This is a genomic window from Streptomyces sp. NPDC086554 (assembly GCF_040686095.1).
GTDB lineage: Bacteria > Actinomycetota > Actinomycetes > Streptomycetales > Streptomycetaceae > Streptomyces.
Window position 1 is genome coordinate 95503 of sequence record NZ_JBFBJK010000030.1, and the last position, 15706, is coordinate 111208.

The 15706-nt window shown below is 70.8% G+C and carries 13 protein-coding genes; 3 read left to right on the top strand and 10 right to left on the bottom strand.

Annotated features, from left to right (window positions below):
* Entirely contained in the window at positions 1 to 765 is a 765-nt protein-coding gene (locus AB0O76_RS36685) for an SIS domain-containing protein (RefSeq protein WP_365500779.1), read from the bottom strand.
* 236 nt (positions 766 to 1001) lie between these two features.
* On the opposite strand from AB0O76_RS36685, the gene AB0O76_RS36690 reads away from it, so the two are divergent.
* Both AB0O76_RS36690 and AB0O76_RS36695 read left to right on the top strand, forming a co-directional pair.
* Positions 1002 to 1694 (top strand): metal-dependent transcriptional regulator, encoded by a 693-nt coding sequence (locus AB0O76_RS36690; RefSeq protein ID WP_365500781.1) that lies wholly within the window; start codon positions 1002 to 1004, stop codon positions 1692 to 1694.
* A 661-nt stretch (positions 1695 to 2355) separates the two neighbouring features.
* Positions 2356 to 3219, top strand: a complete 864-nt coding sequence (locus tag AB0O76_RS36695; protein WP_365500783.1) for an alpha/beta hydrolase — start codon at positions 2356 to 2358, stop codon at positions 3217 to 3219.
* Between the two features lie 55 nt (positions 3220 to 3274).
* Here the strand turns inward: AB0O76_RS36695 and pdxH are convergent, their stop codons facing one another.
* On the bottom strand, positions 3275 to 4048 hold the full coding sequence (pdxH, locus tag AB0O76_RS36700; protein WP_365500785.1) for a pyridoxamine 5'-phosphate oxidase: 774 nt from the start codon (positions 4046 to 4048) through the stop codon (positions 3275 to 3277).
* 290 nt (positions 4049 to 4338) lie between these two features.
* On the opposite strand from pdxH, the gene AB0O76_RS36705 reads away from it, so the two are divergent.
* The gene (locus tag AB0O76_RS36705; RefSeq protein ID WP_266865317.1) at positions 4339 to 5439 is read left to right on the top strand and encodes a citrate synthase 2; all 1101 of its coding nucleotides are present in this window, start codon (positions 4339 to 4341) and stop codon (positions 5437 to 5439) included.
* A gap of 79 nt (positions 5440 to 5518) precedes the next feature.
* Here AB0O76_RS36705 and AB0O76_RS36710 read toward each other — a convergent pair whose 3' ends face one another.
* The 8 genes from AB0O76_RS36710 to AB0O76_RS36745 all read right to left on the bottom strand — a co-directional run bounded on the left by AB0O76_RS36710 (position 5519) and on the right by AB0O76_RS36745 (position 15127).
* Positions 5519 to 6121, bottom strand: a complete 603-nt coding sequence (locus AB0O76_RS36710; protein WP_365500788.1) for a TetR/AcrR family transcriptional regulator — start codon at positions 6119 to 6121, stop codon at positions 5519 to 5521.
* The gene (locus tag AB0O76_RS36715) at positions 6109 to 6843 is read right to left on the bottom strand and encodes an enoyl-CoA hydratase family protein (RefSeq protein WP_365500790.1); all 735 of its coding nucleotides are present in this window, start codon (positions 6841 to 6843) and stop codon (positions 6109 to 6111) included. Before AB0O76_RS36715 ends, AB0O76_RS36710 begins: the two co-directional genes overlap by 13 nt.
* A gap of 39 nt (positions 6844 to 6882) precedes the next feature.
* Complete coding sequence (locus AB0O76_RS36720; protein ID WP_365500792.1) at positions 6883 to 8049, bottom strand: acyl-CoA dehydrogenase family protein; 1167 nt, start codon at positions 8047 to 8049, stop codon at positions 6883 to 6885.
* On the bottom strand, positions 8046 to 9944 hold the full coding sequence (locus tag AB0O76_RS36725) for a biotin carboxylase N-terminal domain-containing protein (RefSeq protein WP_365500794.1): 1899 nt from the start codon (positions 9942 to 9944) through the stop codon (positions 8046 to 8048). The genes AB0O76_RS36720 and AB0O76_RS36725 overlap by 4 nt, the downstream gene beginning before the upstream one ends.
* A gap of 10 nt (positions 9945 to 9954) precedes the next feature.
* On the bottom strand, positions 9955 to 11556 hold the full coding sequence (locus AB0O76_RS36730; protein WP_365500796.1) for a carboxyl transferase domain-containing protein: 1602 nt from the start codon (positions 11554 to 11556) through the stop codon (positions 9955 to 9957).
* Positions 11553 to 13205 carry an acyclic terpene utilization AtuA family protein gene (locus tag AB0O76_RS36735; protein ID WP_365500812.1) on the bottom strand — a complete coding sequence of 551 codons (1653 nt, stop codon included), beginning with the start codon at positions 13203 to 13205 and terminating at the stop codon, positions 11553 to 11555. Before AB0O76_RS36735 ends, AB0O76_RS36730 begins: the two co-directional genes overlap by 4 nt.
* A gap of 56 nt (positions 13206 to 13261) precedes the next feature.
* Entirely contained in the window at positions 13262 to 14056 is a 795-nt protein-coding gene (locus AB0O76_RS36740; RefSeq protein ID WP_365500798.1) for a TIGR03084 family metal-binding protein, read from the bottom strand.
* A 75-nt stretch (positions 14057 to 14131) separates the two neighbouring features.
* Positions 14132 to 15127 carry an EamA family transporter gene (locus AB0O76_RS36745; RefSeq protein ID WP_365500800.1) on the bottom strand — a complete coding sequence of 332 codons (996 nt, stop codon included), beginning with the start codon at positions 15125 to 15127 and terminating at the stop codon, positions 14132 to 14134.
* Positions 15128 to 15706 lie beyond the last annotated feature (579 nt).

Here is a 15706-nt window from a genome sequence, read left to right on the forward strand (position 1 = left end):
TCACCGCCGATAGAAAATCCGGTCTCCGTACTCCGCGAACACCCGCCCGTTCCACTCGTGGCCCCCATCCACGTTCCCCGACCGAAGCAGCGGAGGCTGAACCCCCCGCCCCGCCAAAGCCTCCACGGCAGTGGCCATCATCGCCTGCATGATCGCGTTCGTGACCACGCTGGACGCGGGCCCGAAAGGGGCCTCCACGGTGTCGAGGCTGAGCTCCGCGTCGCCGAGCGCGATCTTCGAGTCGATCACGACATCGCAGTGGTCCTTGAGGAAGGTGCCGGACACATGCCGCGACTTCGTCTCCGTCGCGTACGCCACCGACGTCACGCCGATGACCTTCAGGCCGAGCGCGCGGGCGTTCATGGCCATCTCCACGGGCAGCGAGTTCCGCCCGGAGAGCGAGATGATCACGAGTACGTCGCCGGGGCGGGCCGGCGAGGAGTCCAGGACGGCGCCCGCGAGGCCGTCCACGCGCTCCAGGGCGGAGCCGAGCGTGGCGGGCATGACGTCGATGCCGACGACGCCGGGGACGGCGAGCAGGTTCATCAGGGCGAGGCCGCCCGCGCGGTAGACGACGTCCTGCGCGGCAAGCGAGGAGTGCCCGGCGCCGAAGGCGAAGAGCCTGCCGCCCGCCTCGACGGCGTCGGCGAGCAGCGCACCGGCCGCCTCGACGTTCCCGCTCTCCTCGTCGCGGACCCGGCCGAGCAGGCCGATCGCGGCGTCGATGTACTGACCGGCCAGCTTGCTCTCGCTCTTGGAGCCCATGCGCCGAGGAACCTTTCCGGGTACGAATGTGCTGTACGTATGCATGCCCTGTACGTCTGTACTTCCTGCGTGCCGCGGATCACGTTGCGGTCTGGACCAGTGCCCTGTCAATACGGCCCGGGCACCCCCGTCAAGACCACCTGTACTGGGTTTTCCCCGGCGCAGCCCGGTTGTCAGCGGTATGCGTCAGAATTGAGGGCAGGGCCGGCCGCACGAGCGAGATCTGAGGGGCACCCATGTCGGGGCTGATTGACACCACTGAGATGTATTTGCGCACCATCCTCGAGCTGGAGGAGGAAGGTGTGGTCCCCATGCGCGCCCGGATCGCCGAGCGGCTCGACCAGAGCGGGCCGACGGTGAGCCAGACGGTCGCGCGCATGGAGCGCGACGGCCTGGTGGCCGTGGCGAGCGACCGTCACCTGGAGCTGACCGAGGAGGGCCGCAGGCTCGCCACCCGCGTGATGCGCAAGCACCGGCTCGCCGAGTGCCTGCTCGTCGACGTGATCGGCCTGGAGTGGGAGCAGGTCCACGCGGAGGCGTGTCGCTGGGAGCATGTGATGAGCGAGGCGGTGGAGCGCCGTGTCCTGGAGCTCCTGCGCCACCCCACCGAGTCTCCGTACGGGAACCCGATCCCGGGCCTTGAGGAGCTGGGCGAGAAGGACGGCGCCGATCCGTTCCTCGACGAGGGCATGGTCTCGCTGGTCGACCTCGACCCTGGCACCGAGGGCAAGACGGTCGTGGTCCGCCGGATCGGTGAGCCGATCCAGACGGACGCGCAGCTGATGTACACACTGCGGCGGGCGGGCGTCCAGCCCGGCTCCGTGGTGAGCGTGACGGAGTCGGCGGGCGGGGTCCTTGTGGGCAGCAGCGGCGAGGCCGCCGAGCTGGCCGCGGAGATCGCGTCGCACGTGTTCGTCGCCAAGCGCTGAGGCCTTGGCGGCTTTCGCCATCGGCCGTCGTCATCGGCCGTCCACGTCGGCTTTCGGCGGATTCCGTCTCCCGTTGGGGGAAACATGCGTCAACTACCGGTAAGTATTGGGCAGTTGTGAAGACTCCTGGATCCTGTGGGGTCCAAGATTCAGTGTGCGGAATCGCAGCGGCCGGACGTTTTGCATGCGAGGCTGTCGCGAGAGGCATATGACCTGAGGGCTCTTGACCGTGTCGGCACCGGGTCCGGCCGTCACGGGCGTGGGAGGGGGCAGAAGGATGTGCCCGTCTGGTGAGCACGAGCGAGGTGGCGTGCGGATCCGCACGCGGGTCGTGCGCGCACGTCACGGAGATGGCGTGCCCGCACGCCACGGAGACGCAGAGGGCCCCGGCGCCCTTGGGCGCCGGGGCCTGTCCTCCCCTGTTCTGACCCGGAGCCCCGAGCTCCCAGGGTCATCCCCTCCGGACCGATTTCCCCGAGCGGCCCGCCTCCCGATGAAGATCTCCCCTCGGCTGCGGTGCCCAATCCTTGAGTGCGGTCACTCGAACGAGGGGTGTTGCCGGCGATCCGCCCGCTTTCGAAAGGGAGTTCGATAGCGTGCGGGGGTGCGTGACAGAACAAGGCGTTCAGCCCGAGCGGATTCAAGGGGGGTGCCAGGAATCATGGTGCGGCGCATCGACGTGACGGGCGCGGGTGGCGTGCGCCTCGCCGCCTGGGAGTTCGCCGATCCTCCCAAATCCAGGGAGGCCGACGGGCCGCCGGGCGGTGTGCTGTTACTGCACGGCCTGATGGGCCGCGCATCGCACTGGGCGGGCACCGCCCGCTGGCTCTCCGAACGGCACCGCGCGGTCGCACTCGACCAGCGCGCGCACGGGCAGAGCGAGAAGCCCCCGGAGGGCCCCTTCACCCGCGAGGCCTACGTGGACGACGCCGAGGCCGCGCTCGTCCAGCTCGGCCTCGCCCCCGCCGTTCTCATCGGCCACTCCATGGGAGCGCTCACCGCCTGGCAGCTCGCCGCGCGGCGCCCCGATCTCGTCCGGGCCCTGATCATCTGCGACATGCGGGCGTCCGCCCTGGGGGCCGCGTCGCAGCGCGAGTGGGAGGACTGGTTCAAGGCCTGGCCCGTGCCCTTCGCGACCCTCGCCGACGTACGGAAATGGTTCGGCGAGGACGACCCCTGGGTGGAGCGGCCGAACCCCTCACGCGGCGAGTTCTTCGCCGAGGTGATGACCGAGGGCCCCGACGGCTGGCGCCCCGTCTTCGAGCGCGACCAGATGCTGAAGTCCCGCGAGACCTGGGTCCACGACGCCCACTGGGAGGACCTCGCCCAGGTCCAGTGCCCCGCCCTCGTCGTCCGCGGCCTGGACGGCGAGCTGGGCCGCGCCGAGTCCCAGGAAATGGTCCGCGTGCTGCCGCGCGGTGCGTACGCGGAGGTGGCGGACGCGGGCCACCTCGTCCACTACGACCAGCCGGAAGCTTGGCGCGAGGCGATCGAACCGTTTCTGGACGGGGTCCTTACGGGGTAGGTTCGCGCCCCGCAGCCGGGGGTGCCGGTTCGGGGGCGATCTTGGACAGCCGCTCTCACGGGCTAAGGCGCTCCACCCGCCAGCCCGAAGCCGTCTCCGGACCGCCCGCCTCCGGACCGCCCGTCTCTGCCCCGCCCGCCTCCGCCCGCACATAGCGCAGGCGGTCATGCAGGCGGTTCGCCCTGCCCTGCCAGAACTCCACCGTCTCCGGCTCGACGCGGAAGCCGCCCCAGTGCGGGGGCGCGGGGACCTGTTCGCCCTCCGGGTAGCGCGCCGCCAGATCGGCGTACGCGTGGTCGAGTTCCTCGCGGCCCGCGATCACCGTCGACTGGGCGCTGGCCCAGGCGCCGAGCTGGGAGCCGTGCGGGCGGCTGCGGAAGTACGTGACCGTCTCCTCGCGGCCGACGCGCTCCGCCGTGCCCGTGACGATGATCTGGCGCGCCATCGGGTGCCAGGGAAAGAGCAGCGCGACGTTCGGGTTGGCGGCGAGCTCGCGGGCCTTGCGGGACTCGTAGTTGGTGAAGAAGACGAAGCCGCGCCGGTCGTAGCCCTTCATGAGGACCGTGCGGGAGCTGGGGCGGCCATCGGCGTCCGCCGTCGATACGACCATGGCGTTCGGCTCGTACAGCACGCCCGCCTCGGCCGCGGCGAGCGCCTGCGCGAACCAGCTCGCGAACTGCTCCATCGGCGTACCGGGCAGCTCCGACTCCAGGAGCCCGTCGGCGCCGTACTGGGCCCTGAGGGCGGCGGGATCGGGCGCGGACGTCCGGGCAGCGGGTGCGGCGGCTGACGACGATGCGGGGGAAGAGGCGGCGGCTCGATCGGTCACGCGGTCATCTTGCCGTATACGAAGGGTCACCCGGCGGGCCGCCGTTCACCATGGAGAGGTGACGTGTGGCACTGAGTGCCGCTATCCATCGCCAAGGGTGGCACCAAGGGATATCGTTCCGCTGCCGTATCGGTTGGGTGACCACCAGCCGCACGGGGAATCACCGGGGTGACCGATCCGGACCGCGAGTCGACGGACCACGTAACCGGACCGGCAGCACCCCCTACTGACACATGGTCACGAGCTGTCTGTCACCACCATCTGTCGTACACATCACGAGGAGCCGCCTGATGTCCGACTTCGTACCCGGACTTGAAGGAGTCATCGCGTTCGAGACGGAGATCGCCGAACCCGACAAGGAAGGCGGCGCGCTTCGCTATCGCGGCGTCGACATCGAGGATCTGGTCGGTCACGTCTCCTTCGGCAACGTCTGGGGCCTGCTCGTCGACGGCGCCTTCAACCCCGGCCTGCCGCCCGCCGAACCGTTCCCGATCCCCGTGCACTCCGGCGACATCCGCGTGGACGTCCAGTCGGCCCTCGCGATGCTCGCCCCCGTGTGGGGCCTGAAGCCGCTCCTGGACATCAGCGAGCAGGAAGCCCGCGACGACCTGGCGCGGGCCGCCGTCATGGCGCTCTCGTACGTCGCCCAGTCCGCCCGCGGGCAGGGCCTGCCGATGGTCCCCCAGCGGGAGATCGACAAGGCCGACACGGTCGTCGAGCGCTTCATGAAGCGGTGGCGCGGCGAGCCCGACCCCAAGCACGTCCAGGCCGTCGACGCGTACTGGACGTCGGCCGCCGAGCACGGCATGAACGCGTCCACGTTCACGGCGCGGGTCATCGCGTCGACGGGCGCGGATGTGGCGGCGGCGCTGAGCGGGGCCGTGGGCGCGATGTCCGGCCCCCTGCACGGGGGCGCGCCCTCGCGTGTCCTCGGCATGATCGAGGAGATCGAGCGGACGGGCGACGCGGTCGCGTACGTGAAGCAGGCGCTGGACAAGGGCGAGCGTCTGATGGGCTTCGGCCACCGGGTGTACCGGGCCGAGGACCCGCGGGCGAGGGTCCTGCGCCGTACGGCCCGTGAGCTGGGCGCTCCTCGCTTCGAGGTGGCGGAGGCGCTGGAGAAGGCGGCGCTCGACGAGCTGCACGCCCGCCGCCCTGACCGGGTCCTGGCGACGAACGTGGAGTTCTGGGCCGCGATCGTCCTCGACTTCGCCGAGGTGCCTGCGCACATGTTCACGTCGATGTTCACGTGCGCGCGGACCGCCGGGTGGTCGGCGCACATTCTTGAGCAGAAGCGGACGGGGCGGCTGGTGCGGCCGTCGGCCCGATATGTCGGGCCGGGCACTCGTAACCCCCGGGAGATCGAGGGGTACGGGGACATCGCGCGCTGAGGTCCCGCGTGGCGGGCAACTCGGGGCAATCGGGTGGGCGGGAAAGAATCCGCCGCGAAGCGGCGGTCTTGAGGCCGCTCTAGCCCAGTGCCGCGTCCAGTAGCCGCGCCCACTCCCCCACCACCCGATCCCTCCGCGCCCCGTCGTCCGTCAGGAGGTTCGCGAGGCCCAGGCCTCGCGCCATGTCCAGGAGTCCCTGGACCGTCTCCCGGACGCCGGGGCGCGACTCGTCCGCGCCGAGCAGCTCCACCGCGATGCGGTGCGTCTCCCGGCCCACCCGAGCCTCCAGCTCCGTCACCCGGGACCCCAGCTGCGGCTCGTTCGACGCCGCCACCCACAGATGCAGCGCGGCCCGGAACAGCGGGCCCGTGTAGAGGTCGACGAGGGCCGCCACCACCGAGCCGCGGTCCTGGGCCGGCAGCGCACGCAGTGCCGTGGAGCGCTGCTCGGCCACGTACTCCACCGCCGCCGTGAACAAGTCCTCCCGCGTCGGGAAGTGGTGCTGTGCCGCGCCTCGCGAGACCCCGGCCCGCTCGGCGACCACCGACACCGTCGACCCCGCCCAGCCGTGCTCGGCCAGACAGGACACGGCGGCCTCCAGGAGACGCTGCCGCGTCGCCCGGCTGCGGTCCTGCTTGGGCGAGCGATCGGGCGAGCGATCGGCCGCGGTCACAACACCCATGGGCGCTCCCGTCGTTCGAGGAACGCCGCCATTCCCTGTTCCGCCTCGGCGGAGCCGAAGAGCCGCGCGGACAGGGCGATGAGGGCGTCCGAGTGGTGGTCGAATGCGTCGAGCACCCTAACCGTGAGCAGCTTCTTCGTCTCCGCCAGGGCCCCCGGCGCCGCCTTCCGCAGACCGTCGACGAGGGGAGCGAGCGCGGCGTCCACGTCGTCGCCCGCCACTGTCACCAGACCGATCCGCGCCGCCTCCGCCGCGTCGAACCGCTCCCCCGTGAGGAAGTAGCGCGCGGCCGCGCTCGGATCGAGGCGCGCAAGCAGCGGCATGGAGATCACCGCCGGCGCGACCCCGATCCGTACCTCCGTGAGCGCGAACGACGATCCCGGCCCCGCGACCCCCATGTCGCACGCCCCGAGCAGCCCGAGCCCACCGGCCCGTACATGCCCGTCCACCCGAGCCACCACCGGCTTCGGCAGCTCCACGATCTGCCGAAGCAGCGCCACGAAGGCGACCGGGTCCGGCGGCTCCCGCAGGTCGGCGCCCGAGCAGAACGTCGACCCGGTGTGGGTGAGGACGATCCCGCGTACGTCGGGGTCCTTGCCGCAGTCGCCGATGGCTTCCGCGAGCCCGGCCACGAGTCCCGCGGAGAGCGCGTTGCGGTTGGCGGGCGCGTCCAGGGTGAGAGTCGCGATGCCGCGCTCCTGGGGTGCGTACACAACACTCATAGGAACTCCGGGAGTTGAGGCGTCAAGGGCTTGGTGGCGTCAGTACGACTTCGGGAGGCCGAGCGTCTGGTGCGACACATAGTTGAGGATCATCTCCCGGCTCACCGGGGCGATCCGTGCCACCCGCGACGCCACGATCAGCGATGCGAGGCCGAACTCCTTCGTCAGGCCGTTGCCGCCCAGCGTGTGCACCGCCTGGTCGACGGTCTTCACGCACGCGTCGGCGGCCGCCAGCTTGGCCATGTTGGCCGCCTCACCGGCGCCCATGTCGTCTCCGTCGTCGTAGAGCCGGGCGGCCTTCTGCATCATCAGGCGGGCCATTTCGATGTCGATGTGGCACTGGGAGAGCGGATGCGCGATCGCCTGGTGGGCGCCGATCGGGCTCTTCCACACGCTGCGTTCCTTGGCGTACGCGACGGCGCGGGCGAGCGCGAAGCGCGCCATGCCGATGGAGAACGCCGCCGTCATGATCCGCTCGGGGTTCAGCCCGGCGAACAGCTGAAGGAGCCCCGCGTCCTCGTCGCCCACCAGCGCGTCGGCCGGGAGGCGTACGTCGTCGAGCACCAGCTCGAACTGCTTCTCCGGGGCCTGGAGTTCCATCTCGATCCGGCGCCGCTGGAAGCCCTCCGTCTCGCGCGGCACGATGAAGAGGCAGGGCTTGAGGCTGCCCGTCCTGGCGTCCTCCGTACGGCCGACGATCAGCGTCGCGTCGGCGATGTCGACACCCGAGATGAACACCTTGCGGCCGGTGAGCAGCCAGTCGCCGGTCGCTTCGTCCTTGCGCGCGGTCGTGGTGATGCGGTGGGAGTTGGAGCCCGCGTCGGGCTCGGTGATGCCGAACGCCATGGTGCGGCTGCCGTCGGCCAGACCTGGCAGCCAGGCCCGCTTCTGCTCGTCGGTGCCGAAGCGGGCGATGACCGTTCCGCAGATCGCGGGCGATACGACCATCATGAGGAGGGGGCAGCCCGCCGCGCCCAACTCCTCCAGGACTATGGAGAGTTCGGCAATCCCTCCCCCTCCGCCGCCGTACTCCTCGGGCAGGTTCACGCCCAGGTAGCCGAGCTTGGCGGCGTCGGCCCACAGTTCGTCGGGGTGGCCTTCCGCCTGGACGACGCCGTTCATGTAGTCGCGGCCGTAGCGCTTGCCGAGGGCGGCGACTGCGGCGCGCAGATCCTTGTGCTCTTCGGTTTCGAGGACGGTGCTCATACGGATTGCTCCTCCTGTACGGCGGCAACGGCGGCTACGGCGCCTTCGACGTCTACGTCTACGACTGCGAGCAGCGCGCCGACCTCGACCTGGCGGCCGGGTTCGGCGTGCAGGCCGGTGAGCGTGCCGGAGGCGGGAGCGGTGATGCGGTGCTCCATCTTCATGGCCTCCAGCCAGATGAGGGGCTGCCCGGCGACCACCGTCGCCCCCTCGGTGAGCCCCTCCGCCAGGCGCACGACGGTGCCGGGCATCGGGGCGAGCAGCGAGCCGGGCTCCTGCCGTGCGGTGGGTTCGGGCAGCAGCGGCAGCGGCGTGAGGGCGACCCCGCCGACGTACACCCGGTCGTCGCCGTACCGCGCGACCGTGAACTGCCTTCGTACACCGTCCACTTCGAGTACGACGAGATCGCGGGCGACGGACACCACCCGCACCCCGTCGGCGGCGAGGCCCTGCCGCGTGTGCCGGTAGCGGACCTCGTGCTCGGTGCCGTCCGGCTCGCTGCGGAAGCGTTTGACCTGGGGCTGCGATGCGAGGTTGCGCCAGCCGCCGAACCGCGAGCGGCCGTGCGCGTCGGCGAGCGCGGCGGCCAGCGGGGCATGCAGTTCGGGTGCGGCCGCGGCGAGTTCGGTGGCGTACCGGTCGTAGAAGCCGGTGTCCATGCGGGCCTCGGTGAACTCCGGGTGCCGCAGGGACCGGACGAGCAACTCCCGGTTGGTGACGGGCCCGTGGACGGTGGCCCGCTCCAGGGCGCCGGCCAGCTTGCGCACGGCCTGGGCGCGTGTGGGCGCGTACGCGATGGCCTTGGCCAGCATCGGGTCGTAGTGCACGCCGATCGTGTCGCCGTCCGCGTACCCGGTGTCGAGACGCACGCCGGGCACGTCGATGCGGTGCAGGGTGCCGGTCTGTGGGGCCCATGCGGCGGCCGGGTCCTCGGCGTAGAGGCGGGCCTCGACGGCGTGCCCGCGTGCGCGCGGCGGTTCGCTCTCCAGCGCCTCGCCCTCCGCCACCCGGATCTGCAGCGCGACGAGATCGATCCCGAACACGGCCTCGGTCACGGGGTGTTCGACCTGAAGCCGCGTGTTCATCTCAAGGAAGTGCGCCTTGTCGCCGGCGACGAGGAACTCGACCGTGCCCGCCCCGCGATACCTCGTCACGCGCGCCGCGTGCACGGCCTGCGCATGCAGCGTCTCGACAAGACCGTCCCCGAGACCGGGCGCCGGCGACTCCTCGATGACCTTCTGGTGCCTGCGCTGAAGGGTGCAGTCCCGGGTGCCGAGCGCCCACACGGTGTCGTACGCGTCGGCCATGATCTGCACCTCGACGTGCCGCCCGCCCTCCACGTACGGCTCGACGAAGACCTCACCGTCCCCGAAGGCACTGGCGGCCTCCGCGCGAGCGGCCACCAACTCGCCTTCCAGCGCCTTAAGTTCGCGTACGACGCGCATGCCGCGGCCGCCGCCGCCCGCCGCCGCCTTCACGAGCACCGGAAGGTCGGCCTCGGTGACCGAGTCGAGCGACGCGATCCCCATCAGCTCCTTGGCCCGCGTCTTGGACGCCATGGCCTCGATGGACTCGGGGGGCGGACCGATCCACACGAGCCCCGCATCCAGCACGGCGCGCGCGAAGTCAGCGTTCTCGGAGAGGAAGCCGTAGCCGGGGTGGACGGCGTCGGCGCCCGCCAACTGCGCGGCCTTCACGATCAGTTCGCTGCGCAGATAGGTGTCGGCGGGCGCCGAGCCCGGCAGGCGTACGGCGGAGTCGGCCTCGCGGACGTGCAGGGCGTCCGCGTCGGCGTCGGAGTACACGGCCACGGTCGCGATGCCGAGGTCGCGGCAGGTGCGGAAGACGCGGCAGGCGATCTCGCCGCGATTGGCCACCAACAGGGAAGTAATCATGGTGAGTCCCTCACATCCGGAAGACGCCGAAGCCGCCACGCGCACCCTCGTAGGGGGCGGTGTGGATCGCGGACAGGCACAGGCCGAGGACCGTGCGGGTGTCGCGGGGGTCGATGACCCCGTCGTCGTAGAGCCGCCCCGAGAGGAACATCGGCAGGGACTCCGACTCGATCTGCTGCTCCACCATGGCGCGCAGCGCGGCGTCCGCGTCGTCGTCGTAGGGCTGGCCCTTCGCGGTGGCGGAGGCGCGGGCCACGATCGACAGGACGCCCGCGAGCTGCTGCGGCCCCATGACGGCGGACTTGGCGCTGGGCCAGGCGAAGAGGAAGCGCGGGTCGTAGGCGCGCCCGCACATGCCGTAGTGCCCGGCTCCGTAACTCGCCCCCATGAGGACGGAGAGATGCGGGACGCGCGAGTTCGACACGGCGTTGATCATCATGGCGCCGTGCTTGATGATGCCGCCCTGCTCGTACTCCTTGCCGACCATGTAGCCGGTGGTGTTGTGCAGGAAGAGCAGCGGAATGTCGCGCTGATTCGCCAACTGGATGAACTGGGCGGCCTTTTGGGACTCCTCGCTGAAAAGAACGCCCTGCGCGTTGGCGAGGATGCCGATGGGATAGCCGTGCAGGGTGGCCCACCCGGTGGTGAGACTGGCCCCGTACAGCGGCTTGAACTCGTCGAAATCGGAGCCGTCGACAATCCGGGCGATGACCTCGCGCGGATCGAAGGGCACCTTCAGATCGCCGGGCACGATGCCGAGCAGCTCGTCCTCGTCGTACTTGGGAGGCTCCGCGACGGTGACCGGATCGGCGTACGCCTTACGCCAGTTGAGCCGCTTGACGACCCGCCGGGCCTGCCGCAGCGCGTCCCGCTCGTCCTCGGCGAGATAGTCCGCGAGGCCGGAGGTGCGGGCGTGCATCTCGGCACCGCCGAGCGACTCGTCGTCGCTCTCCTCGCCGGTGGCCATCTTCACCAACGGCGGCCCACCCAGGAAGACCTTCGCCCGCTCCTTGACCATGATCACGTGATCGCTCATGCCGGGTACGTACGCGCCGCCCGCGGTCGAGTTGCCGAACACGAGGGCCACAGTGGGGATTCCGGCGGCGGACGACTGCGTGAGGTGCTTGAACAGCGCACCCCCCGGAATGAAGATCTCCTTCTGGGACGGAAGATCGGCACCCCCCGACTCGACGAGATGGATGGACGGCAGCCGGTTGGCGTGCCCGATCTCGTGCGCGCGGAACGCCTTCTTCAAGGTCCACGGATTGCTCGCCCCACCGCGCACGGTCGGGTCATTGGCGGTGATCAGACACTCCACGCCCTCGACGACACCGATGCCGGTGACCATCGAAGCGCCCACGGGACAGTCGCTCCCCCAGGCGGCGAGCGGCGACAGTTCGAGGAACGGCGTATCGGGGTCGAGGAGCAGCTCGATGCGCTCCCTGGCGAGCAACTTGCCGCGTCTGCGATGGCGTTGGACGTACTTCTCGCCACCACCCTCCAGGGCCTTGGCCTGTTCACTGCCGAGCTCGTCGAGCTTGGCGAGCATGGCCTCGCGGTGTTGGGCGTACTCGGGGCTCGCGGGGTCGAGCGCGGACGCGAGGACGGTCACAGCGTTGCCTCCGTGGATTCGAGGAGTGCGTCCGGTATGTCCAGGTGGCGGGAGCGCAGCCACTCGCCGAGGCCCTTGGCCTGCGGATCGAAGCGGGCCTGCGAGGCGACTCCCTCGCCGAGGATGCCGGTGACGACGAAGTTCAGCGCGCGCAGATTCGGCAGGACATGACGTACGACGGTCAAGTCGGCTGTTTCCGGGAGGAGTTCACGAAAACGCTCCTCGGTCAGTTCATGGGCGAGCCACCGCCACGCCTCGTCGGTGCGCACCCACACGCCGACGTTCGCGTCAGCGCCCTTGTCGCCGCTGCGGGCACCGGCGAGGAGGCCGAGGGGGGCGCGGCGGGTGGGGCCTTGCGGCAGGGGTTCGGGCAGGGCGGGTGCCTCGAGCCCCTCCAGTACGCGGGTCTCGGCGCCCTGCGGCACGGAGACCCGCTCCCCGTCCGGGAGCACCGCCACGTGCTCCACCTCGCCCCGCTCGACGTACGCGGCTTCGAAGACTCCGTAGGGGGCGCCCTTGCCCGGGGGTGCCGTCACATGGAAACCCGGGTAGCTGCCGAGGGCCAGTTCGATCGCGGCGCCGCTGAGGGTGCGGCCGACGGGCTCCTGCTGCGGGTCGCGCACGACGAGCCGCAGCAGGGCGCTCGCGGTCTCCTCGGTGGGGGCGTCGGCCCTGTCGGTACGCACAAGATCCCAACGCACGTCCGCAGGCGCCTTCTTGGCGCCCCCGAGCGCGTCCTCGATCTGCGCCCGCACGACGGCGGCCTTCTCCTCGATGCCGAGCCCGGTCAGGACGAAGACGACTTCGTTGCGGAAGCCGCCGAGCCGGTTCAGGCCGACCTTGAGGGCCGGGGGCGGCGCCTCGCCGCGCACACCGCCGACGCGGACGCGGTCCGGCCCCTCCTGCATGAGGCTGACCGTGTCGAGCCGGGCGGTGACATCGGGCCCGGCGTACCGGGCGCCGGACGTCTCGTACAGGAGCTGCGCGGTGACCGTGCCGACGTCGACGAAGCCGCCGGTGCCGTCGTGCTTGGTGATGACGCTCGACCCGTCCTCGTGGATCTCGGCGAGGGGAAATCCGGGCCTGCGCAGCAGCTCAGGACGCTCGCCGAAGAAGGCGTAGTTGCCGCCGGTGGCCTGGGTCCCGCATTCGAGTATGTGCCCGGCGACGACGGCTCCCGCGAGCCGGTCGTAGTCGTCCGGCGCCCATCCGAAGTGCGCGGCGGCGGGCCCCGTGACGAGCGCGGCATCGGTCACGCGCCCGGTGACGACGACATCGGCCCCTCGCCTCAGACACTCGGCGATGCCGGCGCCGCCGAGGTAGGCGTTGGCGGTGAGCGCGTCGGGGAAGCGGCTGCCGAGATCGTCGCCTTCGACGTACGCGACGCTCGTGTCGACCCCGAGCCGACCGGCCAACTCCCTCACGGCGTCGGCGAGTCCGGCCGGATTGAGCCCACCGGCATTGGCAACGACCTTGACGCCACGCTCCTTGGCGAGCCCCAGGCACTCCTCCAGCTGCCGCAGGAAGGTCTTCGCGTACCCCCGCGACGGGTCCTTGAGCCGGTCGCGCCCGAGGATCAGCATGGTCAGCTCGGCGAGATAGTCGCCGGTGAGGACGTCGAGCTGGCCGCCGGTGAGCATGTCGCGCATGGCGTCGAAGCGGTCGCCGTAGAACCCGGAGGCGTTCCCGACGCGCAGGACGCGGCTCACGGGGTGGCCCCCGTCGCCGGGCGTCCCGGTCCTGCGGGCCCCGCGAAGGCCTGCGCGACATCGAGCCACCGCTCGGCGTCGGCGCCTTCGGCGCGTACGGAGAGATCGTCCCGATGGGCGCGCTGGGTGACGAGCAGACAGAAGTCGAGAGCGGGCCCGGTGACGCGCTGCTCGGCATCTTCGGGCCCTTGAACCCACAACTCACCGGAGGGAAGCAGGAGTTCAACCCGGAAGGCCTCACCGGGCGCAATCAGCCCATGCACGCCGAAGGAGAAGTCACGAGCCCGCACTCCGATATGAGCCACATGCCGCAGCCGGTCGGTGGGGGTCCGCCGGACGCCGAGCGCGTCGGCGACGTCCTGCCCGTGGGCCCAGGTCTCCATCAGCCGCGCGGTGGCCATGGAGGTGGCGGACATGGGCGGCCCATACCAGGGAAAGCGGGTGCCGTGAGGGGCCGCGCGCAGGGCCGCAAGCAGCTCCTCACGCCCCTCCCGCCACCGCGCGAGCAGCTCGGCGGGTGGCAGCCCGGCGCCTTCTTCCGCCCCGTCGTCGACGAACGAGCCGGGAGCGGCGAGGGCCTCCTCGACGAGCTTCCCAAAGGCATCAGGATCGGTGACGGCGATGAGCGCGGCCTGGTCGGTCCAGGCGAGATGGGCGATCTGATGGGCGACGGTCCAGCCGGCGGCAGGCGTGGCGAGCGCCCAACGCTCCTCCCCCAACTCCCCTACCAGCTGGTCGAGTTCCTCACTCTCACTGCGCAGATCGTCGAGTACGGGCACAGCTTCGGACACGGAGCGCTCCCCTCGGGGCACGGCGGTGTGACCGGAGCATGGCAGCGTCCGAAGAAACAAGCAAGCGTGCTTGCATTACTTTCCGGACGACTCCGGGAGGGGTTCGGCGACGGCGCTCATGGCGGGCTCGGGGGTGGCTTCCGCCTCCGGGGCACCCCCCGCGACGACACCTCCGCCACGAGCCGACCTGCGCCCGACCTGAGTGCGGACGGCACCCATGCTGGCGGCGATGACCAGGGAGATCGCGAGGGCCTCGTTCACGGAGAGGGCCTGGTTCAGGATGAGGAATCCGGCGACGGCGGCGATGGCCGGCTCCAGACTCATCATGATCGCGAAGGTGGAAGCGGGAAGCCGCCGCAGGGCGAGCAGTTCCAGCGTGTAGGGAAGTACGGAGGACATGACAGCAACGGCGGCACCGAGCCCGAGCACTTCCGGCTGAATGAGCTTGTCCCCGGACTCGATGAGCCCGAGGGGCATAAAGAGGACGGCGGCAACGACCATGGCAAGCGCAAGCCCGTCGGCTTGCGGAAAGCGACGCCCGGTACGCGCGCTGAAGATGATGTACGTGGCCCACATGGCACCGGCCCCAAGGGCGTACGCAACACCAACGGGATCAAGCCCGCTGAAGCCACCGCCGCCGCCCAGCAGGAAGACCCCGCACAAGGCGAGCCCGGCCCAGACCAGATTCACCAGGCGCCGGGAGGCGAAGACGGACAGGGCCAGCGGCCCGAGCACCTCCAGCGTCACAGCGGGCCCCATCGGAATCCTGGCGACGGACTGATAGAAGAGCCCATTCATCCCGGCCATGGCCACACCGAAGGCGATGACGGTCCCCCAGTCGGCACGCGAGTGCCCGCGCAGCCGGGGCCGGCAGACGATGAGCAGCACCAGGGCGGCGAAGGCGAGCCGCAGGGTCACGATGCCGAGGGCTCCCGCCTTGGGCATCACGCTTACGGCGATGGCGCCGCCGAACTGGACGGAGACCCCGCCCGCCAGCACGAGCCCGACGGGCCCGAGGGCACCCCACCGCCCACCGACCGCTGCCTCCTGCCCACCGCGCGACGCATCCACAGCCAACCCTTCCGTCCTGCCCAGCTCCGGCAAGTCCACTTTCCTGAACTACCCCGTCCAAGCTAGTAGACCACGTCAGGATTGTGGAGCCCTTTTACTGCTGTACGCAAATGGCGTCCACATGGCGAGGTGGGGGCGCCGGGGCGGGGGCTTCGGTGGCCCGGTGCTTGATTGGCACCGGGGCCGCCCGGTTGCCCGGAGGATGGCGGTTCCGGTCCGGGAGTCAAGGGCGCCCTTCGGGCGTCGGCTTCGCCGATTGCGCTTCGCTTCACCCTTGACACCCAGCCCTGCACCGCGGGAAGCGAGATGACCGGGCGGCCCTGGAAGCGGGGCTCACGGGGACCACCCGTCGGCTCCTCCGGCTTCGCGGCCGGGTGCGGACTGGTTCGGAGCAGCGCGCCGCATCGCTGGAAGCGGTGCGCGGCCGGTCCGGAGATGGGTCCCGGTCTCGTCAAGCGTCTGCGGACCGGCCCCGGCGAGAGGATCGAGGGGGTGTGGGGGACCTACTTTGGGAAAGTTGCGTTTGCCCATCGCGCGCGCCCCCCTTGTGCCAGAACACTACTTTCCCAAAGTAGGTCC

Coding starts and splice junctions, on each gene's coding strand:
- AB0O76_RS36685 (WP_365500779.1), bottom strand. CDS start 765: ATGGGCTCCAAGAGCGAGAGCAAGCTGGCCGGTCAGTACATCGACGCC.
- AB0O76_RS36690 (WP_365500781.1), top strand. CDS start 1,002: ATGTCGGGGCTGATTGACACCACTGAGATGTATTTGCGCACCATCCTC.
- AB0O76_RS36695 (WP_365500783.1), top strand. CDS start 2,356: ATGGTGCGGCGCATCGACGTGACGGGCGCGGGTGGCGTGCGCCTCGCC.
- AB0O76_RS36705 (WP_266865317.1), top strand. CDS start 4,339: ATGTCCGACTTCGTACCCGGACTTGAAGGAGTCATCGCGTTCGAGACG.
- AB0O76_RS36710 (WP_365500788.1), bottom strand. CDS start 6,121: ATGGGTGTTGTGACCGCGGCCGATCGCTCGCCCGATCGCTCGCCCAAG.
- AB0O76_RS36715 (WP_365500790.1), bottom strand. CDS start 6,843: ATGAGTGTTGTGTACGCACCCCAGGAGCGCGGCATCGCGACTCTCACC.
- AB0O76_RS36720 (WP_365500792.1), bottom strand. CDS start 8,049: ATGAGCACCGTCCTCGAAACCGAAGAGCACAAGGATCTGCGCGCCGCA.
- AB0O76_RS36725 (WP_365500794.1), bottom strand. CDS start 9,944: ATGATTACTTCCCTGTTGGTGGCCAATCGCGGCGAGATCGCCTGCCGC.
- AB0O76_RS36735 (WP_365500812.1), bottom strand. CDS start 13,205: ATGCGCGACATGCTCACCGGCGGCCAGCTCGACGTCCTCACCGGCGAC.